The sequence below is a fragment of the Streptomyces sp. NPDC051576 genome, from assembly GCF_040681835.1.
GTDB lineage: Bacteria > Actinomycetota > Actinomycetes > Streptomycetales > Streptomycetaceae > Streptomyces.
The window spans coordinates 390,082-416,259 of the sequence record NZ_JBFAZO010000010.1 but is presented as its reverse complement, the minus strand read 5'-3'; the positions used below and the strand labels follow the sequence as shown (position 1 = coordinate 416,259).

27 protein-coding genes are annotated in these 26,178 nt (G+C 70.3%); 10 read left to right on the top strand and 17 right to left on the bottom strand.

Annotation, left to right across the window (positions count from 1 at the left end):
• Positions 1-152: 152 nt before the first annotated feature.
• Positions 153-1,361 (top strand): phosphoserine phosphatase SerB, encoded by a 1,209-nt coding sequence (serB, locus tag AB0M63_RS31500; RefSeq protein WP_355922489.1) that lies wholly within the window; start codon positions 153-155, stop codon positions 1,359-1,361.
• An 82-nt stretch (positions 1,362-1,443) separates the two neighbouring features.
• On the opposite strand, the gene AB0M63_RS31495 is transcribed toward serB, so the two are convergent.
• The 4 genes from AB0M63_RS31495 to AB0M63_RS31480 form a co-directional block, all read right to left on the bottom strand.
• Positions 1,444-1,962 carry a histidine phosphatase family protein gene (locus AB0M63_RS31495; protein ID WP_355922492.1) on the bottom strand — a complete coding sequence of 173 codons (519 nt, stop codon included), beginning with the start codon at positions 1,960-1,962 and terminating at the stop codon, positions 1,444-1,446.
• A gap of 65 nt (positions 1,963-2,027) precedes the next feature.
• Entirely contained in the window at positions 2,028-2,234 is a 207-nt protein-coding gene (locus tag AB0M63_RS31490; RefSeq protein ID WP_366021798.1) for a hypothetical protein, read from the bottom strand.
• A gap of 184 nt (positions 2,235-2,418) precedes the next feature.
• The gene (locus tag AB0M63_RS31485; RefSeq protein ID WP_019060691.1) at positions 2,419-2,535 is read right to left on the bottom strand and encodes an SGM_5486 family transporter-associated protein; all 117 of its coding nucleotides are present in this window, start codon (positions 2,533-2,535) and stop codon (positions 2,419-2,421) included.
• Between the two features lie 48 nt (positions 2,536-2,583).
• On the bottom strand, positions 2,584-3,891 hold the full coding sequence (locus AB0M63_RS31480) for a CynX/NimT family MFS transporter (RefSeq protein ID WP_366021797.1): 1,308 nt from the start codon (positions 3,889-3,891) through the stop codon (positions 2,584-2,586).
• Between the two features lie 70 nt (positions 3,892-3,961).
• Here AB0M63_RS31480 and AB0M63_RS31475 point away from each other — a divergent pair, with 70 nt between their 5' ends.
• Positions 3,962-4,657 carry a FadR/GntR family transcriptional regulator gene (locus AB0M63_RS31475; protein ID WP_355922502.1) on the top strand — a complete coding sequence of 232 codons (696 nt, stop codon included), beginning with the start codon at positions 3,962-3,964 and terminating at the stop codon, positions 4,655-4,657.
• Here AB0M63_RS31475 and AB0M63_RS31470 read toward each other — a convergent pair.
• From AB0M63_RS31470 to fabG, 3 genes are all read right to left on the bottom strand, one after another.
• Positions 4,632-4,988: a hypothetical protein gene (locus AB0M63_RS31470; RefSeq protein ID WP_355922505.1), complete on the bottom strand. Its 357-nt coding sequence runs from the start codon at positions 4,986-4,988 to the stop codon at positions 4,632-4,634. The two genes, AB0M63_RS31475 and AB0M63_RS31470, sit on opposite strands and share 26 nt — an antisense overlap.
• 174 nt (positions 4,989-5,162) lie before the next feature.
• Positions 5,163-5,930, bottom strand: coding sequence for an enoyl-ACP reductase FabI (fabI, locus tag AB0M63_RS31465; protein ID WP_355922508.1), 768 nt, complete (start codon positions 5,928-5,930; stop codon positions 5,163-5,165).
• Between the two features lie 5 nt (positions 5,931-5,935).
• Positions 5,936-6,640 (bottom strand): 3-oxoacyl-[acyl-carrier-protein] reductase, encoded by a 705-nt coding sequence (gene fabG, locus AB0M63_RS31460; protein WP_366021796.1) that lies wholly within the window; start codon positions 6,638-6,640, stop codon positions 5,936-5,938.
• A 239-nt stretch (positions 6,641-6,879) separates the two neighbouring features.
• Between fabG and AB0M63_RS31455 the strand changes: the two genes are divergently transcribed.
• The 3 genes from AB0M63_RS31455 to tyrS are packed head-to-tail and all read left to right on the top strand — an operon-like array spanning position 6,880 to position 11,117.
• Entirely contained in the window at positions 6,880-8,403 is a 1,524-nt protein-coding gene (locus tag AB0M63_RS31455; protein ID WP_366021795.1) for a TldD/PmbA family protein, read from the top strand.
• On the top strand, positions 8,400-9,794 hold the full coding sequence (locus AB0M63_RS31450) for a metallopeptidase TldD-related protein (RefSeq protein ID WP_366021794.1): 1,395 nt from the start codon (positions 8,400-8,402) through the stop codon (positions 9,792-9,794). The genes AB0M63_RS31455 and AB0M63_RS31450 overlap by 4 nt, the downstream gene beginning before the upstream one ends.
• 54 nt (positions 9,795-9,848) lie before the next feature.
• Positions 9,849-11,117 carry a tyrosine--tRNA ligase gene (gene tyrS, locus AB0M63_RS31445; protein ID WP_366021793.1) on the top strand — a complete coding sequence of 423 codons (1,269 nt, stop codon included), beginning with the start codon at positions 9,849-9,851 and terminating at the stop codon, positions 11,115-11,117.
• A gap of 60 nt (positions 11,118-11,177) precedes the next feature.
• Here tyrS and AB0M63_RS31440 read toward each other — a convergent pair whose 3' ends face one another.
• Positions 11,178-11,456: a GlsB/YeaQ/YmgE family stress response membrane protein gene (locus AB0M63_RS31440; protein ID WP_355922523.1), complete on the bottom strand. Its 279-nt coding sequence runs from the start codon at positions 11,454-11,456 to the stop codon at positions 11,178-11,180.
• Positions 11,457-11,702: 246 nt separating this feature from the next.
• Here AB0M63_RS31440 and AB0M63_RS31435 point away from each other — a divergent pair, with 246 nt between their 5' ends.
• Together AB0M63_RS31435 and AB0M63_RS31430 are read left to right on the top strand one after the other, a co-directional pair.
• Complete coding sequence (locus tag AB0M63_RS31435; RefSeq protein ID WP_355922526.1) at positions 11,703-12,101, top strand: DUF3099 domain-containing protein; 399 nt, start codon at positions 11,703-11,705, stop codon at positions 12,099-12,101.
• Positions 12,102-12,324: 223 nt separating this feature from the next.
• Complete coding sequence (locus tag AB0M63_RS31430) at positions 12,325-12,543, top strand: hypothetical protein (RefSeq protein ID WP_366021792.1); 219 nt, start codon at positions 12,325-12,327, stop codon at positions 12,541-12,543.
• Here the strand turns inward: AB0M63_RS31430 and moaA are convergent.
• From moaA to AB0M63_RS31415, 3 genes are all read right to left on the bottom strand, one after another.
• Entirely contained in the window at positions 12,540-13,529 is a 990-nt protein-coding gene (gene moaA / locus AB0M63_RS31425; protein WP_355922532.1) for a GTP 3',8-cyclase MoaA, read from the bottom strand. The genes AB0M63_RS31430 and moaA overlap by 4 nt on opposite strands.
• Before the next feature lie 146 nt (positions 13,530-13,675).
• Positions 13,676-15,295, bottom strand: coding sequence for a cation acetate symporter (locus AB0M63_RS31420; protein ID WP_355922535.1), 1,620 nt, complete (start codon positions 15,293-15,295; stop codon positions 13,676-13,678).
• Positions 15,292-15,648: a DUF485 domain-containing protein gene (locus tag AB0M63_RS31415; protein WP_355922538.1), complete on the bottom strand. Its 357-nt coding sequence runs from the start codon at positions 15,646-15,648 to the stop codon at positions 15,292-15,294. Before AB0M63_RS31415 ends, AB0M63_RS31420 begins: the two co-directional genes overlap by 4 nt.
• Before the next feature lie 313 nt (positions 15,649-15,961).
• On the opposite strand from AB0M63_RS31415, the gene AB0M63_RS31410 reads away from it, so the two are divergent.
• The 3 genes from AB0M63_RS31410 (at position 15,962) to AB0M63_RS31400 (ending at position 20,112) form a co-directional block, all read left to right on the top strand.
• Positions 15,962-17,494: a S8 family serine peptidase gene (locus tag AB0M63_RS31410; protein WP_366021791.1), complete on the top strand. Its 1,533-nt coding sequence runs from the start codon at positions 15,962-15,964 to the stop codon at positions 17,492-17,494.
• Positions 17,495-17,594: 100 nt separating this feature from the next.
• The gene (locus tag AB0M63_RS31405) at positions 17,595-19,001 is read left to right on the top strand and encodes a CoA transferase (RefSeq protein ID WP_366021790.1); all 1,407 of its coding nucleotides are present in this window, start codon (positions 17,595-17,597) and stop codon (positions 18,999-19,001) included.
• 100 nt (positions 19,002-19,101) lie between these two features.
• Positions 19,102-20,112, top strand: coding sequence for a CopD family protein (locus tag AB0M63_RS31400; protein WP_366021789.1), 1,011 nt, complete (start codon positions 19,102-19,104; stop codon positions 20,110-20,112).
• A 32-nt stretch (positions 20,113-20,144) separates the two neighbouring features.
• Here the strand turns inward: AB0M63_RS31400 and AB0M63_RS31395 are convergent, their stop codons facing one another.
• The 6 genes from AB0M63_RS31395 to AB0M63_RS31370 form a co-directional block, all read right to left on the bottom strand.
• The gene (locus tag AB0M63_RS31395) at positions 20,145-21,191 is read right to left on the bottom strand and encodes a zinc-dependent alcohol dehydrogenase family protein (protein ID WP_366021788.1); all 1,047 of its coding nucleotides are present in this window, start codon (positions 21,189-21,191) and stop codon (positions 20,145-20,147) included.
• Positions 21,192-21,233: 42 nt separating this feature from the next.
• A complete protein-coding gene (locus AB0M63_RS31390) occupies positions 21,234-21,899 on the bottom strand; it encodes a lysoplasmalogenase (RefSeq protein WP_366021787.1) in 666 nt (221 codons plus the stop codon).
• On the bottom strand, positions 21,896-22,762 hold the full coding sequence (locus tag AB0M63_RS31385; protein ID WP_366021786.1) for a sterol desaturase family protein: 867 nt from the start codon (positions 22,760-22,762) through the stop codon (positions 21,896-21,898). The genes AB0M63_RS31390 and AB0M63_RS31385 overlap by 4 nt, the downstream gene beginning before the upstream one ends.
• Before the next feature lie 100 nt (positions 22,763-22,862).
• Positions 22,863-23,585 (bottom strand): VIT family protein, encoded by a 723-nt coding sequence (locus tag AB0M63_RS31380; RefSeq protein ID WP_355922559.1) that lies wholly within the window; start codon positions 23,583-23,585, stop codon positions 22,863-22,865.
• A gap of 25 nt (positions 23,586-23,610) precedes the next feature.
• A complete protein-coding gene (locus tag AB0M63_RS31375) occupies positions 23,611-24,858 on the bottom strand; it encodes an amidohydrolase family protein (RefSeq protein WP_366021785.1) in 1,248 nt (415 codons plus the stop codon).
• Positions 24,855-26,138 carry an amidohydrolase family protein gene (locus tag AB0M63_RS31370; protein ID WP_366021784.1) on the bottom strand — a complete coding sequence of 428 codons (1,284 nt, stop codon included), beginning with the start codon at positions 26,136-26,138 and terminating at the stop codon, positions 24,855-24,857. Before AB0M63_RS31370 ends, AB0M63_RS31375 begins: the two co-directional genes overlap by 4 nt.
• Positions 26,139-26,178: the final 40 nt, after the last annotated feature.

Sequence of the window (26,178 nt, the reverse complement as noted above, 5' to 3'; positions counted from 1 at the left end):
GCGATCACCTCGACACGTCTCCTGACCGCCCACCAGCCGCTTCGTGATCGCTCCGTAAGATTCGCGCCACCGACCCGACACCCACTGTTCCGTGTCCGCTAGGCGGACCTCTGCGGCATAAGGCACTCCGTGCCGGATACGGTGGGAGCACCATGAGCGCTTCGCAGACCTCTGACGTCCCCACTCTCCTCGTCAAGATCTTCGGCAAGGACAGGCCGGGTATCACCGCCGGACTTTTCGACACCCTCGCCGCCTACTCCGTCGACGTGGTCGACATCGAGCAGGTGGTCACGCGTGGCCGGATGGTGCTGTGCGCACTGGTGACCCCGCCGCCCGCCGGGCTCGAAGGGGATCTGCGGGCCACCGTGCACAGCTGGGCCGAGTCGATGAAGATGCAGGCGGAGATCATCTCCGGACTCGGCGACAACCGGCCGCGCGGACTCGGGCGTTCGCTCGTGACCGTGCTCGGCCATCCGCTCACCGCGGAGTCCACCGCCGCGATCGCCGCCCGCATCACCAAGGCCGGCGGCAACATCGACCGTATCTTCCGGCTCGCCAAGTACCCCGTGACAGCGGTCGAGTTCGCGGTGTCCGGCGTGGAGACCGAGCCGCTGCGCACCGCCCTCGCCACCCACGCGGCGGCGCTCGGCGTCGATGTGGCCGTCGTGGCGGCGGGGCTGCACCGGCGGGCCCAGCGCCTGGTCGTCATGGACGTCGACTCCACGCTCATCCAGGACGAGGTCATCGAGCTGTTCGCCGCGCACGCGGGCTGCGAGGACGAGGTCGCCGAGGTGACGGCCGCCGCGATGCGCGGGGAGCTGGACTTCGAGCAGTCGCTGCACGCGCGTGTGGCGTTGCTCGCGGGGCTGGACGCGTCGGTGGTGGACAAGGTGCGCAGTGAGGTGCGGCTGACGCCCGGCGCCCGCACCCTGATCCGCACGCTCAAGCGGCTCGGCTATCAAGTCGGGGTCGTATCAGGCGGGTTCACCCAGGTCACCGACGATCTCAAGGACCGGCTCGGGCTCGACTTCGCCCAGGCCAACACGCTGGAGATCGTCGACGGAAAGCTGACCGGCAGGGTCACCGGCGAGATCGTCGACCGCGCGGGCAAGGCACGGCTCCTGCGCCGCTTCGCCGCCGAGGCGGGCGTACCGCTGGCGCAGACCGTGGCGATCGGCGACGGCGCGAACGACCTGGACATGCTCAACGCGGCCGGTCTCGGTGTCGCCTTCAACGCGAAGCCGGTCGTACGGGAGGCCGCGCACACGGCGGTGAACGTGCCGTTCCTCGACACCGTGCTGTATCTGCTGGGCGTCACGCGCGAAGAGGTCGAGGCGGCGGACACGCACGACGAGGACTGATCCCTGACGCCTCGCACAGCCTTCGAGGGCCCGGCACCATGCGGTGCCGGGCCCCTGTCGTAGGTCGTGGAGGTCAGCGGGTCTACTCGGACGGTGCCCAGTGGTCGGCCAGCGTCGCCACGCCCGGCTCCAGGGCCTTCCAGGAGCCGTCGAAGGTCAGGACGGCGAAGGCGGCGGTCGGGAAGCCTCGACGGGTCAGCCACTCGCGGGCCTCGCCGGTGCTCTGTCCGGACAGGACCTCGGTCAGGCCCTGCACGCCCGGGTTGTGCCCGATGAGAACCAGGTTCCGGGTGTCGTCGGGCGTCTCGTTCAGCACGGCGATCAGCTCGCCGGGCGAGGCCTCGTAGATCCGCTCCTCGTAGACGGTTTTCGGCCGGTGCGCGAGCTCGTGGACGGCGAGCTTCCAGGTCTCCCGGGTGCGGGCCGAGGTGGAGCAGAGGGCCAGGTCGAAGGGGATGCCGGTGTCGGCCAGTCTGCTTCCGGCGGTGGCCGCGTCCAGGCGGCCCCGCTCGGCGAGCGGTCGCTCGTGATCGGTCACCTGGGGCCAGTCGGCTTTCGCATGCCGGAAGAGGACAATCCTGCGGGGTTCTGCGACGCTCATGGGATCCAGCTTCGCATGAAACAGGCCATGGGGCGCTGGGAGTTGACGGGCGGCTCCGCCGGTGCTCAGCGGGCTATGAGCTGCTGCGCGCGCTCGAAGAGGTGAGTGATCATCGGGTCCGAGGTCGCCGCTTGGGCGTCCGTCGGGTTGAGCATCATCACGAGCAGCACGATGAACGCGAGCGCCGGCAGGGCGAGGGCCCACCACGGCAGCCTGATGTCGACGCCGCCCGTGGTCGCCGGGTGGGGCCGGGTGTGCGTCTGGGCCGGCATGGATGCCTCCGCTGGTCTCCGAGTGGTCCGCGATCCGCTTCCCGCGGTCACACTTCGAAGTTACGGAACGCGCGGCCCCCAACCCATCCGGAGATCCACCCACTTGACCCTGAGCCTCGCCCCCTAGGGGATGGTGGGGACAACCCCACCATGGGCCCGCTGAGGCAGGTTCAGAGACGTGCGGTCACGGGGAGGCGATCGTCGCGATGATGGCGATGACGATGAAGATGGCGAAGAACGAGCCGAAGACGATCAGCATCTTCCTCTGGCCGTTCTGAGGGTTCGGATCGAGCACTGGCATACGCCCAGTCTCGCACCCCTGGCCCGCGCCGGATCGGCCGGGGTGAGGTCAGCCGGCCGCCTCGTCCTCCACCGTCCGGTTGCGTCCCGCGAGGACTCCGACGGCCATCTGCGGGACCATCAGGCCGGCCATGAGGGCGATCGGCAGTCCCCAGCCGCCGCTGTGCTGGTAGAGCACACCGACCAGGAGCGGTCCGGGGATGGAGATCAGATAACCGGTGCTCTGCGCGAAGGCCGACAACTGGGCGACGCCGGCGCTGGTCCTGGCCCTCATCCCGACCATCGTCAGGGCCAGCGGGAAGGCGCAGTTGGCGACGCCGAGCAGCAGGGCCCAGGCCCAGGCGCCGCCGGCCGGCGCGAGGTACAGGCCGGCGTATCCGGCGAGGCCGCAGACGCCGAGCGCGATCACGATCGGTCCCTGCCGGGGCAGCCGGGTGGCGAAACGCGGGATGACGAAGGCCAGCGGCACGCCCATCACCATGGTGACGGCCAGGAGCAGCCCGGCGGTGCTCGCGGAGACGCCCGCGTCCCGGAAGATCTGCGGCATCCAGCCCATCGTGATGTAGGCGGCGGTGGCCTGGAGCCCGAAGAACACGGCGAGCGCCCAGGCGGTACGGCTGCGGGTGATCCGCAGATCGGCCCCCGCCTGCTCGGTCTCCCGCGCGCGGGAGGGCTGTTCCGCGGGGGCATCCCGGTGTCGTACGAGAAGGATCCACGGCAGTACGGCCGCGGCGGCCGGTGCCGCCCACACGGCCAGGCCGGAGCGCCAACTGCCGCCCAGGGCATCGGTCATGGGCACGGTGACCGCGGCGGCCGCGGCGGTGCCGAGGGCCAGGGCCATCGAGTAGAGGCCGGTCATGGAGCCGACCCGGTCCGGGAACCAGCGCTTGACGATCACCGGCATGAGGACGTTGCTGACCGCGATGCCCATGAGCGCGAGCGCGCTGCCGGCCAGGAAGCCCGCCGTACCCCCGATGCAGGGCCGTATGAGCAGACCCGCGGTGATGGCGGCCATGCCCGCGCAGACCACGGCCGCCGGGCCGAAGCGGCGGGCGAGGCGCGGGGCCGTGACGCCGAAGACGGCGAAGCACAGCGGGGGCACCGAGGTGAGCAGTCCGGCGACGCTGCCGCTCATGCCGAGGCCGTCGCGGACCTCTTCGAGGAGGGCGCCGAGGCTGGTGATGGCGGGGCGGAGGTTCAGCGCGGCGAGCACGATGCCGACGGCGATCAGCCGCGTCGTCCACGCGCGCGTGGGTACTCCTCGGGTCGGCGCCGGGGAGTCGCTCACGGCCGAGTCGCTGACGTTCGTCGTGGACTGCAGTGTCCGGGTTTCCTCGCTTGCCATGCCGACCATCATAGAATCATGGGATGATTGGTTGTCCATCCCCAGGAGCCCCGCTTCCGCCCCGTGCATGCGAAGGTGTGCCATGCCCTTGAGCCACCCCCGTCGTTCGGCGCTGTCCGAGCAGGTCATCGCCGCGCTGCGGAACCAGATCACCTCGGGCGAGTGGCCGGTCGGCTCCCGGATCCCGACCGAGCCGGAGCTGGTCGAGCAGCTCGGGGTGGCCCGCAACACGGTCCGCGAGGCCGTCCGCGCGCTGGCGCACAACGGCCTGCTGGACATCCGCCAGGGCTCGGGCACCTACGTCGTCGCGACCAGCGAGCTGGCCGGCGTGATGCACCGCCGCTTCGCGGACGCCGACCCCCGGCACATCGCCGAACTGCGCTCCACGCTGGAGTCGGCGGCGGCGCAACTGGCGGCCGAGCGGCGCACCGAGAAGGACCTCAAGCAGTTGGACGCCCTGCTCGTACGGCGTGAGGAGGCCTGGGCGTCCGGGGACACGGAGGCCTTCGTGACGGCCGACGCGACCCTGCACATGGCCGTGGTGGCGGCCTCCCACAACGACGTGATGACGGCGATGTACGCCGACCTGGGCGAGGTGCTGCGGGACTGGCTGCGGGCGGACGTCGGCGAGGAGCTGACTCCGGAGACGTACATGGACCACACACGGCTCGTGGACGCGATCCGCGCGGGAGACGCGGCTGCGGCCGCTTCGGAGGCCGCGGGCTATCCGTTCCTGTGCCGCCCGGGACGGTTCAGCGCGCCCGCTTCTGGTGGCTGACCCACACCGCGCGGACGTCCTCCCAGCAGCGGCCGGTCAGCCGTACGGTCTGCGCTGGTCCGGCGTCGGTCCCGACGCCGTCGCTGTCGATGTCCCACCAGCGGTCGCACTCGATGTGCAGGCTGACGCGGTCGGTCTGGGGGTAGGGGTTGTGGCAGTACGCGATCACATGCGAACCGTGGACCGAGATGCGGCACGCGGCGCCGAACAACTGGGGTGCGGCGGCCGGTTTCCGGACCTCCACGCGTGCGTGGGGCATCGCCTCGTACGCCAGGGAGATGACGAGAGCGACGGCTGCGGTCACTGAGGCCAGGCTGCGGGACAGGCGCACAAGGGGAACCTCCTCGGTGGTGCTGGGGAGGGAATCGCGTGGTGAACGCGTAATCCAGAGTGCGCAGTTGTGCCCCGTCCCCGCCCGGCCAAAGGGGCCGAACGGGTGACGCCCCGCTCCCCTCACGATGCGGGAAACGGGGCGTCGACGCCGTAGGAGAACCGGGCCGGGAGGTCAGGCTCCGATGGCGTGCAGACCGCCGTCGACATGGACGATCTCGCCGGTGGTCTTCGGGAACCAGTCGCTCAGGAGGGCGACGATGCCCTTGCCGGCCGGCTCGGGGTCCGTGAGGTCCCACTCCAGGGGTGAGCGGTCGTCCCACACGGCGGCCAGGTCGCTGAAGCCCGGGATGGACTTGGCGGCCATGGAGCCGATCGGGCCCGCGGAGATGAGGTTGCAGCGGATGTTCTGCTTGCCCAGGTCGCGGGCGAGGTAGCGGCTGGTGGCCTCCAGGGCGGCCTTGGCCGGGCCCATCCAGTCGTACTGCGGCCAGGCGTACTGCGCGTCGAAGGTGAGGCCGACGACGGAGCCGCCGTTCTGCATCAGCGGCAGGCAGGCCGTGGTCAGCGACTTCAGGGAGTACGCCGAGACGTGCATGGCGGTGGCCACGGACTCGAAGGGCGTGTTCAGGAAGTTGCCGCCGAGGGCGTCCGGCGGCGCGAAGCCGATGGAGTGCACGACACCGTCGAGGCCGCCGAGTTCCGCGGCGACGATGTCCGCCAGGCGCCCGAGGTGCTCGTCGTTGGTGACGTCCAGCTCGATGACCTTCGTCGGCTTGGGCAGCTTCTTCGCGATGCGCTCGGTCAGCGTGGGCCGCGGGAAGGCGGTCAGGATGATCTCCGCACCCTGCTCCTGGGCCAGCTTGGCGGCGTGGAAGGCGATGGAGGACTCCAGCAGCACACCCGTGATCAGGATGCGCTTGCCCTCAAGAATTCCGCTCATGGTGTTCAGTGACCCATTCCCAGTCCGCCGTCTACGGGGATGACGGCTCCAGTGATGTACGAGGCGTCGTCCGAGGCGAGGAACCGCACCGTCGCGGCAACTTCCTCGGGCTGCGCGTACCGGCCCAGCGGCACCTGCTTCACGATGGTCTCGCGCTGCTCGTCGGTGAGCACCTTGGTCATGTCGGTGTCCACGAAGCCGGGCGCGACGACGTTGAAGGTGATGTTGCGCGAACCCAGTTCACGGGCGAGGGAACGCGCGAAGCCCACGAGACCGGCCTTGGAGGCGGCGTAGTTCGCCTGGCCGGGGCCGCCCATCAGGCCGACGACCGACGAGATCAGGATGACCCGGCCCTTCTTGGCGCGCAGCATGGCGCGGTTGGCGCGCTTGACGACGCGGAAGGTGCCGGTGAGGTTGGTGTCGACGACCGAGGTGAAGTCCTCCTCGGACATGCGCATCAGGAGCTGGTCCTTGGTGACGCCGGCGTTGGCGATCAGGACCTCGACCGGGCCGTGCTCGGCCTCGATCTCCTTGTAGGCCTGCTCCACCTGCTCGCTGTCGGTGATGTCGCACTTCACGGCCAAGAAGCCGGCCGGCGGCTCACCCGAGCGGTACGTGATGGCGACCTTGTCGCCGGCGTCGGCGAACGCACGGGCGATGGCGAGGCCGATGCCCCGGTTGCCTCCGGTGACGAGAACCGAGCGGCTCAACGGATCACCCTTTCGTTAGCGGTCCTGCACGCCTGCCCGGTACACCTGGTTGACAGGCGGCTTTATCGAAAACCTATCGGTCCGCTCCCTCCGGCGGACAATCGGGCACCGACAGTGGCTAACGGGACTCGCTGTCGGGTCCCTACAGAAAGTGCCGACGCAGCGCGGAAACGTGTGGTCCCCGCACCCGCTCGCGCGACATGATCGGACCGACAGGCCACGACAGCAGGGAGACCTCCGTGCCTCATTCCATCGACGAAGCCTTCACGGCACTTCCGCTACGGGCCCTGGCCGACGCCGCGCTCGCACGCGCGCGTGCACTGGGGGCGGAGCACGCCGACTTCCGGTTCGAGCGGGTGCGCAGCGCGTCCTGGCGGCTGCGGGACGCCCGGCCGGCCGGTACGTCGGACACCACCGACCTCGGGTACGCGGTGCGGGTCGTGCACGGCGGCACCTGGGGCTTCGCGTCGGGGGTGGACCTGAGCCTGGACGCCGCCGCCAAGGTCGCCTCGCAGGCGGTGGCGATGGCGAAGCTCTCCGCCCAGGTGATCAAGGCGGCCGGGTCGGACGAGCGGGTCGAGCTGGCCACCGAGCCCGTGCACGAGGATCGGACGTGGATCTCGTCGTACGAGATCGATCCCTTCTCCGTGCCCGACGAGGAGAAGGCGGGGCTGCTCGCGGACTGGAGCGCCCGGCTGCTCGCGGCGGACGGCGTCAACCACGTGGACGCGTCGCTGCTCACCGTGCACGAGAACAAGTTCTACGCCGACACCGCCGGGACGGTGACCACGCAGCAACGCGTCCGGCTCCACCCGCAGTTGAACGCGGTGTCGGTCGACGAGTCGAGCGGCGAGTTCGACTCCATGCGCACCATCGCGCCGCCCGTGGGCCGCGGCTGGGAGTACCTGACGGGCACGGGTTGGGACTGGGACGCGGAACTCGCGCGGATCCCCGAGTTGCTCGCCGAGAAGATGCGGGCGCCGAGCGTCGAGGCGGGCCTGTACGACCTCGTCGTCGACCCGTCCAACCTGTGGCTGACGATCCACGAGTCCATCGGCCACGCCACCGAACTGGACCGCGCGCTCGGCTACGAGGCCGCCTACGCCGGCACCTCCTTCGCCACCTTCGACAAGCTGGGCAAGCTCAAGTACGGCTCCGAGCGGATGAACGTCACCGGCGACCGCACCGCCGAACACGGCCTCGCGACCATCGGCTACGACGACGAGGGCGTCGAGGGCCAGTCCTGGGACCTCGTCAAGGACGGCACCCTGGTCGGCTACCAACTCGACCGCCGCATCGCGAAGTTGACCGGCTTCGAGCGCTCCAACGGGTGTGCGTACGCCGACTCGCCCGGCCATGTCCCCGTCCAGCGCATGGCCAACGTGTCGCTGCAGCCGGATCCGGCGGGGCTGTCCACGGAGGATCTGATCGGCGGGGTCGACCGCGGGATCTATGTGGTCGGCGACCGTTCGTGGTCGATCGACATGCAGCGCTACAACTTCCAGTTCACCGGCCAGCGGTTCTTCAAGATCGAGAACGGTCGGATCACCGGGCAGCTGCGGGACGTCGCGTACCAGGCGACGACCACCGACTTCTGGGGGTCCATGGCGGCCGTCGGCGGTCCGCAGACCTACGTCCTGGGCGGCGCCTTCAACTGCGGCAAGGCCCAGCCGGGCCAGGTCGCCTCGGTCTCGCACGGCTGCCCGTCGGCCCTCTTCACGGGAGTCAACATTCTCAACACCACCCAGGAGGCCGGTCGATGAGCGCCCGTACGAACAAGCCGCACGAGATCGTCGAGCGTGCCCTGGAACTCTCCCGGGCCGACGGCTGTGTCGTGATCGCCGACGAGCACTCCACCGCCAACCTCCGCTGGGCGGGCAACGCGCTGACCACCAACGGCGTCACGCGCGGGCGCACGCTCACCGTCATCGCGACCGTCGACGGCAAGGAGGGCACGGCCTCGGGGGTCGTGTCCCGGTCCGCCGTCACCCCGGAGGAGCTGGAGCCGCTGGTGCGGGCCGCAGAGGCCGCCGCGCGCGGTGCCGCGCCCGCCGAGGACGCGCAGCCGCTCGTCACAGGTGTACCGCAGTCGCCCGACTTCACGGACGCGCCCGCAGAGACCTCGTCCGGCGTGTTCACCGACTTCGCGCCGGCGCTCGGCGAATCGTTCGCACGCGCGCGTGCGGGCGGTCGCGAGCTGTACGGCTTCGCCAACCACGAGCTGGTGACCAGCTACCTCGGTACGTCGACGGGCCTGCGCCTGCGCCACGACCAGCCCAACGGGACGCTGGAGCTGAACGCCAAGTCCCCGGACCGTACGCGCTCCGCGTGGGCCGGCCGCTCGACCCGGGACTTCAAGGACGTCGACCCGGCGGCCCTGGACGCGGAGTTGGCGGTACGACTGGGCTGGGCAGAGCGGAGGATCGAGCTGCCCGCGGGCCGCTACGAGACGCTGCTGCCGCCGACCGCGGTCGCGGACCTGCTGATCTACCAGATGTGGTCGGCGTCGGGCCGGGACGCGGTCGAGGGCCGCACCGTGTTCTCCAAGCCGGGCGGCGGCACCCGCGTCGGCGAGAAGCTCACCGAGCTGCCACTGTCGCTGCGCAGCGATCCGAACGAGCCCGGTCTGGAGTCCGCCCCCTTCGTGCTCGCGCACACCTCCGGGGGCGACCAGTCGGTGTTCGACAACGGGCTGCCGCTGACGGCGACCGACTGGGTGCGCGAGGGCGAGCTGCGGCACCTGCTGACCAGCCGGCACAGCGCGGGTCTGACCGGGCTGCCGGTGGCGCCGTCGATCGACAACCTGATCCTGAGTGGGGGCGAGGACCGCTCCCTGGAGGAGATGGTCGCGAACACCGAGCGCGGGCTGCTGCTGACCTGCCTCTGGTACATCCGCGAGGTCGACCCGGCGACGCTGCTGCTCACCGGGCTGACCCGGGACGGCGTGTACCTCGTCGAGAACGGCGAGGTCAGCGGCGAGGTGAACAACTTCCGGTTCAACGAGTCGCCGGTGGATCTGCTGGGGCGGGCGACCGAGGCCGGGCGGACGGAAAAGACGCTGCCGAGGGAATGGAGCGACTGGTTCACTAGGGCTGCGATGCCCGCGCTGCGGGTGCCGGACTTCAATATGAGCTCTGTCAGTCAGGGCGTATAACCTCGTACCTGATTCACGAGAGCACGCGAGACCACTCAAGGAGATACGAGAACCGTGACGGACATCGTCGACGAGCTGAAGTGGCGGGGCCTGTTCGCCCTGTCCACCGACGAAGATGCTTTGCGCAAGGCGCTCGCGGACGGTCCCGTCACGTTCTATTGCGGTTTCGACCCGACCGCGCCGTCGCTCCATCTGGGACACCTGGTGCAGGTGCTCACCGTGCGCCGGCTCCAGCAGGCCGGGCACCGGCCGCTGGCGCTGGTCGGCGGGGCCACGGGCCAGATCGGCGACCCCCGCCCGACGGCGGAGCGCACGTTGAACGACCCGGAGACCGTCGCCGGCTGGGTCCAGAAGCTGCGCCGCCAGATCGAGCCGTTCCTGTCCTTCGAGGGCGAGAACGCGGCGGTCATGGTCAACAACCTCGACTGGACGGCGAACCTCTCAGCGATCGAGTTCCTCCGGGACATCGGCAAGCACTTCCGCGTCAACAAGATGCTGACCAAGGACTCCGTCGCCAGGCGTCTGGAGTCCGACCAGGGCATCAGCTACACGGAGTTCAGCTACCAGATCCTCCAGGGCATGGACTTCCTCCAGCTCTACCGGAGGTACGGCTGCACGCTCCAGCAGGGCGGCAGCGACCAGTGGGGCAACCTCACGGCGGGCCTGGACCTGATCCACCGCCTGGAGCCGGACGCCACGGTGCACGCGATCGCCACACCGCTGATGACCAAGGCGGACGGCACGAAGTTCAGCAAGTCCGAAGGCACCGCCATCTGGCTCGACCCGGAGATGACCACGCCGTACGCGTTCTACCAGTTCTGGCTGAACACCGATGACCGGGACATCTCCACGTACATGCGCATCCTGTCCTTCAAGTCCCGTGAGGAGCTTGAGGAGTTGGAGAAGCAGACCGAGGAACGCCCCCAGGCCCGCGCCGCGCAGCGCGCGCTCGCCGAGGAGCTGACGACGCTGGTGCACGGCGCCGAGCAGACGGCCGCGGTGACCGCCGCGTCCAGGGCCCTCTTCGGGCAGGGTGAGCTGGCGGAGCTGGACGAGAAGACGCTGGCCGCGTCCCTCTCCGAGGTGCCGCACGTCCAGGTCGCCGAACTCGGCCTCGTCGTCGACCTGTTCGCCGAGGTGGGGCTGGTGGCGAGCAAGTCCGCCGCCCGCCGGACCGTGAAGGAGGGCGGGGCCTACGTGAACAACGTGAAGGTCGCCGCCGAGGACGCCGTACCGGCGAAGTCGGACCTGCTGCACGGGCGGTGGCTGGTGCTGCGCCGGGGCAAGAAGAATCTGGCGGCCGTGGAGGTCACGGGCGCGTGAGCGCATGACGAAGGGGGCGGTTTCCCGGTTCGGGAGGCCGCCCCCTTCGCCGTACGGCTGTCAGACTCGCCGTTTGTTCCTGCCGAGGGTCGCCATGTACGCCATGTCGACCACGAAGACGATGATGACCGCTGCGACGAGCTGGAACGCGTGGCGGCTCCAGTCGATACCGCTGGTCGCGTCGACGCCGGCCGCTCGGGCGATCGCGTTGCCCACGATGGCGCCGAGAATGCCGCAGATGGTGGTCAGCCAGAGCGGACTGTGCTGCTTGCCCGGGATGATCGCCTTCGCGATCAGGCCCAGCACGAATCCCACGATGATGGCCCACAACCAGCCCATGGCTGCCTCCTAGTACGGCTCGACGTGAGCATTACGCCAAGTGTGGGTCCGGTCGCGGTACGGCGCATGTCGGGTACGGCCGTACGTGCTACGGCGCAGATCGCTCGCCCAGGCCGGAGGTGCCCCGGTCTCGAAGGCGGCGCAGGCGCGGCGTAACGTAGGACGTGTCGGGGCCCGGATCCCGGATCGGGTGCGAACGGGTGCGCGGGCCGGGGAGAGTCCGATGCGGGCGGATGGTGGAATGTGATGCGGAAGCCGCACAGCGAAGGCAACGCCCAGGTGTTCCGGATCACCGGAGCCCGGACGGGACTCGCGGAGGATGTCCGCGGTCGCCAGCGCCGGTATGTCATCTCGATGTCGATCCGTACGGTGTCGGTGATCCTCGCCTGCGCGCTGTGGAACGTCGAACGGCACGTCGCGATCGTCGCGTTGGTGGTCGGCATGCTTCTTCCCTATGTCGCCGTGGTGATCGCGAACGCCGGGCGGGAGAACGCGCCGGGGCTCCCGTCGACCTTCGTCACCACTCCGCTGCGGCCGATGATCACCCCGCCGCGGTCCGACGGGGCGTTCACGGAACCCGTCGCGGAAGAGGTCGTGCCCGAGCCGACGCCCGGTGCGGGAGGCGAACCGTACGACCGGTCGTGACCATGGCGGACGTGTCATATTCGACAGTCGGGTCCGCGCCAAGCTCAAGAAAAGCTCAGATCAATCATGTTGTTCCGGTGCCGGGCGAGCGGTTCCCCGTGACATACTTCGTACGCGCTCCGCATCCCCCGTCGGAGCGACAGACCGACGCCGGGCAGCTCCCCCCGTGGCTGCTCGGCGTCGCCTTTTCAGCGCATCTGTGAGACGAAATCCATGAGTTCCCGTGAGTGACGAGACACCGATCTGCTCCGCGAAGGGCTGCCGCGCGGACGCCGTGTGGATCCTCGCGTGGAACAACCCGAAGATCCATACGCCGGAGCGGCGCAAGACGTGGCTCGCGTGCGAGGAGCATCGCGAGCATCTGTCCCAGTTCCTCGGTGTGCGGGGCTTCCTGAAGGACGTCGTCAAGTTCGAGGACTGGGAAGCGCCTGAAGGCTCCTAGCCGCCGATCGCCGACATCGGGCGGTCCGGCTGCAGGAACGACGGGTCGTCCAGGCCCGAGCCCGCCTTCTTGCCCCACATCGCCAGGCGCCAGATGCGGGCGATCTCCTCGTCGGGGGCGTCGGAGCGCAGGGCGGCACGGAGGCTGGTTTCCTCGCGGGCGAAGAGGCAGTTGCGTATCTGGCCGTCCGCGGTGAGGCGGGTGCGGTCGCAGGCTGCGCAGAACGGGCGGGTGACGGAGGCGATGACGCCCACGCGGTGCGGGCCGCCGTCCACGATCCAGCGCTCGGCGGGGGCCGAGCCACGCTCGTCGGAGCCTTCGGGGGTCAGCTCGAAGCGGGTGCGGAGGGAGGCGAGGATGTCGCCCGCCGTGACCATGCCGTCGCGCTTCCAGCCGTGCTGGGCGTCCAGGGGCATCTGCTCGATGAAGCGCAGTTCGTAGTCGTGCTCGACGGCCCAGGCGAGCAGGTCCGGGGCCTCGTCGGCGTTGAGTCCCGGCATCAGCACCGAGTTGACCTTGACCGGGGTCAGGTCCGCTTCGCGGGCGGCTTCGAGGCCCGCGAGGACGTCCTGGTGGCGGTCACGGCGGGTCAATGCCTTGAAGACGTCGGGGCGCAGGGTGTCCAGGGAGACGTTGACCCGGTCCAGGCCCGCCTTCTTCAGGGCGGCCGCCGTGCGCTTGAGGCCGATGCCGTTGGTCGTGACGGACATCTGGGGGCGGGGCTCCAGGGCCGCGACCCGCTCGACGATGCCGACCAGGCCGGGGCGCAGCAGGGGCTCGCCACCGGTGAAGCGGACCTCCTCGATACCGAGGGAGGTGACCGCGATGTCGATCAGGCGGACGATCTCGTCGTCCGTGAGGAGGTCGGGTTTGGCCAGCCACTGCAAGCCCTCTTCGGGCATGCAGTACGTACACCGGAGATTGCACCGGTCGGTCAGCGAAACCCTCAGGTCGGTGGCCACTCGGCCATAGGTGTCGATGAGCACGTGGGCCCCCTCCCTCGATTTGGATCGCATGTTTTCCGACACCGTCGAGCCTACGCGACACCTCTGACAACGAGACCGGCCCGATCCCACGAGGTACGACGGGGCCGCGTCGTAGGGATCTACGACGCGGCCGTCGACGTGGGGGCTCAGTGGGCTCCGGTGCCGGTCAGGGACCGTACCTCCAGCTCCGCGTACTTGCCGGTGTCCGGCTCCTCCTTGGAGAGGATCGTGCCGAGCCAGCCCAGCAGGAAGCCGACGGGGATGGAGATGATGCCGGGGTTCTCCAGGGGGAACCAGTGGAAGTCGACGTCAGGGAACATCGAGGTCGGTTTGCCGGAGACGACCGGCGAGAACAGGACCAGACCGACCGCCGTGACCAGGCCGCCGTAGATCGACCACAGGGCTCCGGAGGTGGTGAAGCGCTTCCAGAAGAGGCTGTAGAGGATCGTCGGAAGGTTGGCGGAGGCGGCGACCGCGAAGGCCAGGGCGACCAGTCCTGCGACGTTCAGGTCGCGGGCGAGGGCTCCGAGGAGGATGGAGACGGCGCCGATGCCGACCGTGGCGTACCGGGCTGCGGACATCTCCTGTTTCTCCGTCGCCTGTCCCCGCTTGATGACGTTCGCGTAGATGTCGTGGGCGAACGAGGAGGACGAGGCCAGGGTCAGGCCGGCGACGACCGCGAGGATCGTGGCGAAGGCGACGGCCGAGATGCTGGCCAGGAGGATGGCGCCCCAGTTGGAGTCGACGCCGCCCAGATGCAGGGCCAGGAGGGGGGCTGCCGTGTTGCCCGCCTTGTTGGAGGCGATGATCTCGTCGGGTTTGATCAGTGCCGCGGCGCCGAAGCCGAGGGCGAGGGTCATCAGGTAGAAGGCGCCGATCAGGCCGATCGCCCAGTTGACCGACTTACGGGCGGCCTTGGCGGTGGGCACCGTGTAGAAGCGGATCAGGATGTGCGGCAGGCCGGCGGTGCCGAGAACCAGGGCGATGCCCAGGGAGATGAAGTCCAGCTTGGTCGTGCCGGTGGCGCCGTACTTGAGGCCGGGTTCCAGGAAGGCGGAGCCCTTGCCGCTGTTGTCGGCGGCCTTGCCGAGCAGGTCGGAGATGTTGAAGTCGAACTTCAGCAGCACCAGGAAGGTCAGCAGCAGGGCGCCGGCGATGAGCAGGCAGGCCTTGACCATCTGGACCCAGGTGGTGCCCTTCATGCCGCCGATGGTGACGTACACGATCATCAGGACGCCGACCAGGGCGACGATGCCGATCTTGCCGGCGTCGCTGGTGATGCCGAGGAGCAGGGAGACCAGGACTCCCGCGCCGGCCATCTGGGCCAGCAGGTAGAAGATCGACACCACGATGGTGGAGGTGCCGGCCGCGGTACGGACCGGGCGCTGGCGCATGCGGTACGCGAGGACGTCGCCCATCGTGTAGCGGCCCGAGTTGCGCAGCGGTTCCGCCACCAGGAGCAGGGCGACCAGCCAGGCGACCAGGAAGCCGATGGAGTACAGGAAGCCGTCGTAGCCGAAGAGGGCGATGGCGCCCGCGATGCCGAGGAAGGACGCGGCGGACATGTAGTCGCCGGAGACGGCGAGGCCGTTCTGGAAGGCGGTGAACTGGCGGCCGCCCGCGTAGAAGTCGGCGGCGTCCTTGGTCTGGCGGCCGGCCCAGACGGTGATGACGAGCGTCGCGGCGACGAAGACCGCGAACAGGGTGATGATCAGCGGGCGGTGCTGGCTCGCCTCGCCGGCGGCCAGGGTGATCGCGGGGCTCATGCGCCGCCCTCCATCCGGGACTTGATGGCCTCGGCCTTGGGGTCGAGCTTCGCGGCGGAGTACCGCGCGTACCACCAGGCGATGAGGAACGTGGTGAGGAACTGGGCGAGGCCCAGCACCAGGGCGACGTTGATGTTGCCGACGACCTTGGTGTCCATGAAGCCGTCCGCGTAGTTCGACAGCAGGACGTACAGCAGGTACCAGACGATGAAGGCGACGGTCAGCGGGAAGGCGAAGGAGCGGTGTGCGTGCCGCAGTTCGGCGAACTCCGCGCTCTCCTGGACCTGTTCGAACTCCTCGGTACTGGGGAGTGTGCGTTCGGCTTTCGAGGGGGGTGGTGTCTCGGTGGCCACGGTGTCTCCTCGCGTTGCGGACATGCTGGTTGCGACCTCACAGACCTACGGATCACGCCACCAGGAGTGATCGACCGAATCCCCTGCGCGACAATCGACGGGGGTCCCCGATCCTGCTGGCGCTTCCTGCCCAAGGTCACGGCGCCACGCGTGAACCGGTTCAACTCCTTTGACTTCTTTCAGGACTCGCCTTGGGGAAGTCATTGCTGGGCGACCGTCGCGGGAGATAACTTCGGCCTGCACCACTCGTCATGTACCTGCCCGAACGCACCACGTCTCGGGCCGTTTCGTTTCCGGATGATGTGGAGATCCCATGGCTCATCTGCGCCCCAGACGCCGGCTCGCCCTCGCCGTACCGGTCGTGCTGTCGCTGACCGCCTCGCTCGGTTTCCTCCCGTCGGCGGCCTCGGCGGTCCCCTCCACGGAGACCACCGCGCAGGCCGCCGACGCGCCCAACCTTGCTTATGTGGTCAACACTCGACTGGACCACCGGACGATCAACTCGGTCAAGAAGGCGATCAATGCGGCCGGCGGCACCATCGTGGTGACGTACGAGAAGATCGGCGTGATCGTCGTGCACTCGGCGAACCCGGCCTTCGGCGCACAGATCCGCGCGGTGCACGGGGTCCAGTCGGCGGGCGCCACGCGTACGGCGCCGCTGAGCCTCGCCTCGACGACGAAAGAGGGTGCGGTGCAGTACCTGTCCAAGGAGCAGGCCGCGCGGACGGCGAAGGCCTCCGCGTCCGCCGGTGACAGCGAGCCGCTCGAAGCCGACCAGTGGGACCTGCCCGCGATCGGCGCGGACAAGGCCTCGAAGATCAACCCGGGCAGCAAGAGCGTGACGGTCGCCGTCATCGACGTCGGCGTCGACGACACCCACCCGGACATCGCCCCGAACTTCTCCCCCTCGCAGTCCGCGAACTGCGTGGGCGGCAAGGCGGACACGACGTACGGCTCCTGGCGTCCCGTGGACTCCACTCACCTCCACGGCACGCATGTCGCGGGTGAGATCGCCGCCGCCCGCAACGGCATCGGTGTGGCGGGCGTCGCGCCGGGTGTGAAGGTCGCCGGGATCACGGTGGCCGAGCCGGATTCGACCCAGCTCTTCTACCCGGAGAGCGTGGTCTGCGCCTTCGTGTTCGCCGCGGATCACGGCGTGGAGATCACCAACAACAGCTACTACGTTGATCCTTGGCTGTACAACTGCATGGACGACCCCGATCAACGTGCCATCGTCGATGCGGTCAACAGGGCCCAGTTGTACGCCCAGAGCAGGGGCACGCTCAATGTCGCCGCGGCCGGCAACTCCAACGACGACCTCGACTCGCACGCCCTGGCCGACGTCTCCAGTCCCGACGACTCGAAGCCGGTGCCCCGGACGGTCGACCCGCACGAGTGCTTCGACGTACCGACCCAGTTGCCCGGTGTCGTCACGGTCAGCTCGGTCGGCGTCCAGAAGGCCAAGTCGTACTTCTCCAGCTACGGCAACGGCGTGATCGACGTGTCGGCGCCGGGCGGTGACTCCCTGCAGATCCCGGAGACCCCGTCGAAGAACGGCCGCATCCTGTCCACGCTGCCGAACAACACGTACGGCTTCCTCCAGGGCACCTCGATGGCGACCCCGCACGTCGCCGCCGTGGCCGCGCTCCTCAAGTCCACGCACCCGCATGCCGGTCCGGCCCAGTTGCAGGCGCTGCTGAAGGCCGAGGCGGACAACCCGGGCTGCCCGACCGCCCCGTACGACACCAACGGCGACGGCATCGTGGACGCGACCTGCGTCGGCGGCAAACGCGTCAACGGTTTCTACGGGTTCGGCATCGTCAACGCGCTGCGGGCGGTCAAGTAGCGGACACCTGCTCCGGGCCGGGCGGAACTCCGCCCGGCCCGTTCATGTCCGCATCGCCACCCCCACAATATTGATTGAATCAATACTGCATAGTGCAGTCATGACTGACATCAACATCGCATGGGCCGCACTGGGCGGCGATCCCGCCCTGGTCTCGCGGGTCTCGACCGTCGCGCGCCAGGGGGCGCTCGAAGCGCGGCTTCCCGTAAGGGAGTTGGCCCGGGCCTGCGTGGGAGTGTGCGCGCTGGCCGCCGCCGAGTTGGGGGCCCGGCGAGCCGGGCCGGCGGAGGTGCCCGGGGTGCGGGTGGACGACGGAGCCGTCGCTACGGCGTTCGTCAGCGAGCGGCATCTGTTGATCGACGGGCGAGCGCCGGTCAGCTTCGCACCGCTGTCACGGTTCTGGCGGACGGCCGACGGCTGGGTCCGCACGCACGCGAACTACCCGCACCACCGGGAGCGGCTGCTGGGCGCGCTGAGGCTGCCGGGGGACGCCTCCGTGGAGGACGTGGCGGGCGTGCTCGCCGAGCGGTCCGCCCTGGATGTCGAGAGCACGGTGTACGGCGCCGGGGGTCTCGCGGTCGCGCTGCGGTCGGCGCGGGAGTGGGCGGCGCATGCGCAAGGGATCGCGGTGGCCGGGCGGCCGTTGGTCGAGCGGGAGTGGCTCGACGGCGCACGCGCGCGTGTGCTGCCGCCGCTCGACGGCGGTCCGTTGCTGCCCGCCGCCGGGCTGCGGGTGCTCGATCTGACCCGGGTCATCGCGGGCCCGGTCGCCACCCGCACGCTCGCACTGCTGGGCGCGGACGTGCTGCGGGTGGACGCGCCGCGGTTGCCGGAGGACCCGGACGCGCACGCGGACACCGGTTTCGGGAAGCGGTCGACCCGGCTGGACCTCGGCCTGGCCGCGGACCGGCGGAGCTTCGAGGAGTTGCTCGCGCGGGCGGACGTGGTCGTCACCGGGTACCGGCCGGGCGCACTGGACCGGTTCGGCCTCTCCCCCGAGGCGCTGATCGGCCGCCGGTCCGGGCTGGTCGTGGCGCAGTTGTCGGCGTGGGGCGCGTACGGGCCGTGGGGCGACCGGCGCGGGTTCGACAGTCTGGTGCAGGTCGCCACCGGGATCGCGGCGGTCGAAGGGACGCCGGAGCGGCCCGGCGCGCTGCCCGCGCAGGCCCTCGACCACGGAACCGGGTATCTGCTGGCGGCCGCGGTGCTGCGCGCGCTGACGGAACAGGCGGAGCGGGGTGGCGGCCTCGTCCTGCGGTTGGCGCTCGCGCGGACCGCGGCCTGGCTGACGGCGGGCGGGGCCGAGCGGGGAGCGACGGGCGGAGCGGCGTACGGGAGTGAGCGGAGCGGGACGGCGTACAACCGGCCGGATGCCTGGCTGGGTGAGACGGACAGCGGTGTCGGGCGGCTGCGGCACGCCCTGTCGCCGGTCTCCTTCGTCGGCGGCCCCGCGAACTGGGCGCGCCCGCCGGGTCGTTGGGGCACGGACCCGGCTCGTTGGGCTTGATGCGGGGGTCGGCCGGAAACGTACCTATGAGCGGAATGCCGTTCCGCCAGTTGTTTTGCTGCACTTGCCCGGTTATGTTACGGCTGGTGAAGATCTTGGGGTGACCTTGATACGACCGACTGTCGAAGCGGCCGGCACCAGCGGCTCCGGGCGGCGCCCCGGTCCGCGCCGGGCCGTCGCCGTGCTGGCCCTGGTGGTGCTCGCCGCGTTGATCCCGCTGCTCGGCCCGTCCGCCGCGCTGCACGGCACCGGGGAGGCCGCCGCGCCCGGTGTCGGCGGCATCGCGCTGCTGCGGGCGGTGCTGTTCGGGGCGCTGTGTATCCCGCTGGGCGAGCTGTTCGTGAACCGGCTGGCGCGTACCGTGCCCGGCGCTCCCCCGAACGGCCCCCGTAGCTGGGCCCTGTACGCGGCCGGTGCCGGTTTCGTCGCCGCGCTGGGTCTCGCGTCGGTCGTGGCGACGGGCAATCTGGTGCCGCACAGTCTCGACCAGATCGACGTCGGCGGCCTCTATCAGTCCCGCGACGGCAAGTTGGCGCTCCTGGAGGTCAACGCGTTCGCCGTGGCGGCCCTGTGTGCCCGGTCGCGCCGGCCCGGCCTCCAGGTGTGGCCCCTCGCGGCCGTGGTCGTCGCGGAGGCGTTGCGCGCGCACCCTGCGGGCGAACACAGCGCGCTGGTCGGCTCCGAGCTGACCCTGGTCCATCTGACGTGCGCGGCGCTGTGGGTGGGCGGACTGCTGCATGTGCTGCGGACGTTGGTGCGGTGGCGGGGTACGGAGGCGGGGGCCGCGCTGTTGGGGCTCTACGCGCGCGTGGCCGCCGTACTGCTCGCCGCGATCACCACCACGGGGGTGTGGAGTTCGCTGCGCCGGATGCCGGTGGGCACGATCCTGGACCAGCTCACGACGACGGCGTACGGGCGCACCCTGCTCGCCAAGGTGCTCCTCGTCGCCGCCGTCGCCGTACTCGCGCTGTGGGCGCGGTACCGGCTGCGGCGGGCCACCGATCCGCTGGCCGCCTGCTCACCCGCGCGGGCCGAGGTCGTCGCCCTGGGGGTGGTGGTCGTGCTCTCCGGACTGTTGACGGCCCTGCCGGTGCCGATCCGCTGGCATTGATCCACTCCAGTATTGATCGACCCCGGTATTGATCAACCGTTGACGACCAGCACCTTCAGAGCGGTGCGCTCGTCCATCGCCTTGTAGCCGTCGGGTACGCCCTCCAGGCCGACCGTCAGGTCGAAGACGGGCGAGGGGTCGATGGTGCCGTCCAGGATGTCGGGCAGCAGCTCCGGGATGTACGCGCGGACCGGCGCGACTCCGCCGCGCAGCGCGATGTTCCGGTCGAACATGATCCCGAGGTCGAGGCCGGTGCCGCTGCCGTGCGGCACGCCGACGAAGCCGATCGCGCCGCCGTCGCGCGTGATGTCGACGGCCGTCCGCATGGACTGCTCGGTGCCGACGGCCTCGACGACGGAATGCGCGCCCTGGCCGCGGGTGAGTTCACGGACGGCCTCGACGGCGGCCTCGCCGCGTTCGGCGACGACGTCGGTGGCGCCGAAGCGGCGCGCGATGTCCGTGCGGGCGGCATGGCGGCCGAGCGCGATGATCCGCTCCGCGCCGAGGCGTTTGGCGGCGAGCACGGCGCACAGGCCGACCGCTCCGTCGCCCACGACGGCGACGGTGGCACCCTTGCGGGCGCCCGCGCCGAGGGCCGCGTGGTGGCCGGTGCCCATGACGTCCGACAGGGTCAGCAGCGCGGACAGCAGGTGCTCGTCGGAGGCCGCGTCCTTCGGCAACGGTACGAGCGTGCCGTCGGCGAAGGGCACACGGACCGCCTCGCCCTGGCCGCCGTCGTGGCCCACGGCGCCCCAGAAGCCACCGTGCACGCAGGACGTGGTGAGGCCCTCGCGGCAGTAGTCGCAGACACCGTCGGACCACATGAAGGGCGCGACCACGAGGTCACCGGTCCCGACGCCGTTCACCTCGGAGCCGGTCTCCTCGACGATCCCGAGGAACTCGTGGCCGATCCGCTGCCCCGGCTGCCGGGCCGCCTCGCCGCGGTACGCCCACAGGTCGCTGCCGCAGATGCAGGCGCGCAGCACCCGGACCACGGCGTCGGTGGGCAGCTGCACCAAGGGCTCGGGCACGTCCTCCACGCGCATGTCGAACGGGCCGTGGATGGTGGTGGCGCGCATGGCGAGGATCCTTCTCGTCTCTGGTCTGCTGGTGCGGTGCGCTCAGGGGGTGGTCGAGCGCACTTCACGGTACGCCGCCGCCGGTGCGGGCCGCGCATCGAGGGCGCCCCGGACCAGCAGGAACTGTGCCGCCGCATAGGTCAGCATGATCCAGAAATCGGGTGCGGACGGCTGCGGCCAGTCGGCGACGCCGGTCGCGATGAGGGTGTCGGAGAGCATGAAGAGCGCGCCGCCGAGCCCGGCGACCGGACCCAGCCGGGTGGCGGCGGCGTAGGCCATGGCGGTCAGGAGGGTGCTGTAGCCGGCGACCGGGACGCGGAGACCGGCCGGCAGGTCGGGCCACAGCAGGACGACCAGGGTGCCGAGGGCGACGGCATAGCCGACGGCGAGCAGACCGGCACGCGCGCGTGGCGGGCCCTGGCGCCGGAACAGGACGAGATAGCAGATGTGACCGGCGGCGAAGGAGGCCATCCCGGCCATGAAGGCGGGGTCGGCGTCCGACAGCAGCAGGACGTCGCCGCCCCAGCCGCACAGCAGGGCGGCGACCAGGATCCGCGGGCCGCCCGCACGAGCGGCGAACGCGGCGAGCAGCGGCATGAGCAGCGGCTTGGCGACCAGATGCCCGGCGCGGAAGCCGACGGCGAGACAGACGAGGTCCAGGACCGTGGCGAGGACGAAGGCACCGAGCAGCACCCGGGACGCTCTCACGCGGCCACGGACTCCTCGGCCGGTTCCGCCGCGGCCGCCGGCTGCCAGCCCGGACCCCGGAACACCCGCCCCGCCCGCTCGCGCCAACTGGTCGCCGTCTTGAGGTCCTTGGCGATGGCGACGTACTCATGGGTGGCGACCTTGACCGGGTTGAACGTGTTGATGTTCTTCGTCAACCCATAGACGGGCCGCTCAACCTCCGGGACGAAGGACCCGAAGAGCCGGTCCCAGACGATCAGGATGCCGCCGAAGTTGCGGTCCAGATAGCCGCCCTGGGAGGCGTGGTGGACCCGGTGGTGGGACGGCGTGTTGAAGACGAACTCAAACCAGCGGGGCATGCGGTCGATCCGCTCGGTGTGGATCCAGAACTGGTAGACCAGGTTCACTGAGGAGCAGAACGCCAGCGCGGCGGGATGCACCCCCAGGGCGACGAGCGGGACGTAGAAGGGCCACACCGTGAGGGTCGTCCAGGGCTGGCGCAGGGCCGTGGTGAGGTTGAACCTGCGGCTGGAGTGGTGGACGACGTGACAGGCCCACAGGATGCGGATGACGTGGTGGCCGCGGTGGGACCAGTAGTAGAAGAAGTCCTGCCCGAGCAGCATCAGCGGGATCGTCCACCACAGGACGGGGACGCGCAGCGGTGTGAGTTCGTAGATCGCCGTGTAGACCGCGACGATGGGGATCTTCCAGAGGAAGTCGAAGACGAGGCTCCCGAGCCCCATGCCGACACTCGTCGCGGCGTCTTTCACCTCGTAGCCCGCCGCGTCCTCGTCGGGATGGACACGCACGCTGATCATCTCGATCACGGTGAGCAGCACGAAGGCGGGTATCGACCAGAGCACGGCATCGGGCAGGTTCGGCATGGGTGAACCGTAGGACCGCAGGTCGGCCACGGCTAGACGTTGTTACCCACAAGTATTACCGGGGGTACGCGCTTGCTTGTTGGCGATCTCGGCCAACCGGTCAGACCCCCGCCGCCCCCAGCACCGTCCCCGCCGCATACGTCACCGCCATCGCCAGCGCGCCCCCGACCACGTTCCGCAGCATCGCCGGCTTCGGCTCGGCCGCGCCGAGCCGCGCGCTGCTCCAGCCGGTGAGGACGAGGGCGGCCAGGGACGAGACGACGGTGACGCCCAGGCGCCAGTCGGGCGGAGGCAGGACGATCGCCAGGAGGGGCAGCAGGGCGCCGGCCGTGAAGGACAGGAAGCTCGCCCAGGCCGCGTGCCAGGGATTGGTGAGGTCGTCGGGGTCGATGTTGAGCTCCACGCGCGCGTGGGCGCGCAGGGCATCGCGCTCCGTGAGCTGGGCCGCCGCCTCCATGGCCACGGCACGGGACAGGCCGCGGTCCTGGAGGAGTTCGGTCAACTCCTCCAGTTCGGCCTCCGGTTGCTCCCTCAGCTCGCGCTTCTCCAGGGCCAGGGCGGCCTTCTCCGAGTCGCGCTGGGTGGAGACGGACACGTACTCCCCCGCCGCCATCGACATGGAACCGGCGAGGAGTCCCGCGAGGCCGGCCGTCAGCAGCGCCGAACGGTCGTCGGTGGCGCCGGCCACGCCGACGACGAGACCGGCGGTGGACAGGATGCCGTCGTTCGCGCCGAGGACCGCGGCCCGCAGCCAGTTCAGCCGGGAGCCGAGGCTGCCGCCGTGGGGCTCGGCGTGGGACTCGCCCTTCGTTGGTTCCGTCACAGGGTGGAGGATCCCACCCCCGGCGTCACCACACCCGTACCGACGCTCCCCGCGCGAACACCGGGCTGGTGGCGTCCGCCGGCGGTTCGGCGAGCGGCTCCGCGATCTCGCTCACCGTGGGGCCGACCTTCGCCGCGATCGGGTCCAGGGTGTCGAGGTCGAAGCCGTACACACGGGCCGCGTTGCCGCCGACCATCGCGGCGACCTCGTCACGCGGCACGCGCGCGTACGCGAAACGCAGGCCCTCCCTGGAGTACGGATAAGTGCCCTCGTCGTGCGGGTAGTCGCTCCCCCACATGATCTTCTCGATGCCGATGCGGTCGCGCAGCGGCACCTCATGGGGGCGCATGAAACTGGCGCCCACGAAGCAGTTGTCACGCCAGACCTCCGACGGACCCCTGCCCATCGACGCGGCAAGACCTGCGCCGAACTTGGACTCCGCCGTGGACGCCTTCGTGGCCGCCGCGACCAGGCGCCCGTGGTAGTAGTCCAGCATGTCGAGCACCCCGGGTATCCAGCCGGAGCCCTGCTCGGTCAGCACCAGCTTGAGGTCCGGGTGCCTGCGGAAGGCGCCGCCGAAGATCAGGTGCCACAGGGCGCGGTGCGAGAACCAGGTCGTCTCGACCATGAACACCGCGCGGGCGGCCGGTTCGTCGCCGAGCGGCGGGGCTGCGGAGCCCGCGTGGTGGTTCACCGGGACGCCGAGTTCCGCGCACACGGCCCAGATCGGGTCGTACGTCGACGAGTACAGCTCCGGCAGCCCCGAGCCCGGCGGGGTGCCGGGCAGCAGCAGACCGCCCCGGAGGCCCGCGGCGACCGCCCACCGGATCTCCTGGACGGCCTCCTGGACGTCGTTGAGGAGGATCTGGAAGACGCCCGCCCGCCGGCCGGGCGCGGCCTCGCAGAAGTCCGCCAGCCAGCGGTTGTGGGCGCGCAGACCGGCCCAGCGGCGCTCGAACTCCTCGGCCGTGGGCGCGGGCGCCATGAGAGAACCGGACGGGAAGAACGGCGGGATGGTGTTCGGGAAGACGACCTCGGCGACGATCCCGTCCTGTTCCAGCTCCGCGATCCGCCGCTCGGAGTTCCAGTTCTTGTCGGCCGTGTCGGCGACCAGGTCCTCGTACGGGTTGACGTACGTGGCCGCCCACGCGTCGAACTCGTCGTGGTACCGCTTCTCCAAGTAGGGCCGGTAGTCGAGGAGATCGGCGCCCGCGTGGCAGTCCGCCGAGATGACCGTGTACCGGTCCCCGCTCGTGGGGCTCATCGGACTCATGGCGTCATCCCCAGCACCGGGAAGTCGTGATCGGTCAGCCAGTGCCGCCCGACCTCGCGCGAGCGCGCCCAGGACGCCGTCACGGCCGCCTGGTCGTCCTGCTGGCCGAGTTCGGCGGGGGTCGGGCCGATCCGGCGGGCAAGCGGCTCCAGGGCCGCCACGTCGAAGCCGAAGGCGTCCGCCGCCGCCAGGCCCAGCATGCGGCGGGTCTCGTCGACCGGGATGTCGTGGAAGGTGCGCTTCAGCCACGCGCGCGTGTCGGGCCAGGTGCCCTCCGGGTGCGGGAAGTCGCTGCCCCAGAGGATGTTGTCGACGCCGATCTCGTAGCGCTGGGCCAGTTCACGGCGCTTGGTGTTGGTGGCGCAGATGAAGACCTGCCGGTCGAGGTACTCGCTCGGCGGGCGCTTCAACTCCGCGAACGGCGACAGCTTCTTGCCACCGTGGGCGCCGAGGTAGAGGCGGTCCATGAACCACAGCTGGTTCGGCAGCCACCAGCAACCCGACTCCGCGACACCGAACTTGAGACCCGGGTGGCGTTCGAAGACCCCGGACCAGAGGAGGAACCACAGCGGCCGGGCGGGCCACCAGGTCACCTCGCTGACGTAGATGCCCAGATGGTCGCCGTACTCGTGGCGGGGTGCGGCCCCGGAATGGGTCAGTACGGGCATCGAGCACTCGGCGGCGGCCGCCCACACCGGGTCGTAACGGCGGTCGTGGTAGGGCTCCTTGTCGACCCACATGGAGGGGATCATCAGGGCGCCGAGGCCGGACTCCTTCGCGCGGTGGATCTCCGCGACAACCTTCTCCGTGGGGGCGGTCACCGGCAACAGGGCCACCCCGCAGTGCCGTTCGGGGTGCTCGGAGACGAAGTCGGCGAGCCAGCGGTTGTGCGCCTGAGCGCCCGCCATCCCCAACTCGGGGTCCTGGTCCCCGGAGAGGCCGAGTCCGACACCGAAGGGCGCGGCGGTCCGACTGTCCACGGCATCCGCGTCCGGGAAGACCACCTCGGCGGCCACCCCGTCCCCGTCCAGCTCCTTGAGGCGCTGCGCGGTGTCCCAACCCCCGCGCAGACCCTCCTCGTTGTCGTGGAACCACTTGGTCGCGAACGCCTCGTTGCGGATGCCGAGCCGGGTCATCTCCTCGCGGCGCCGGTCGCGCCCGGCGAGGAACTCGTCGAAGTCCCGGTGGAACCGGGCGTCCAGATAGGGCCGGTACTCCTCGGTGGGCAGCCCGGCATGGCAGTCGGAGGAGATGATCAGGTACGGCTCCTGGTCGGTCACAACAGCCCCCTCGGTCCAGGATTCGGTCCAGTCGGTCCGG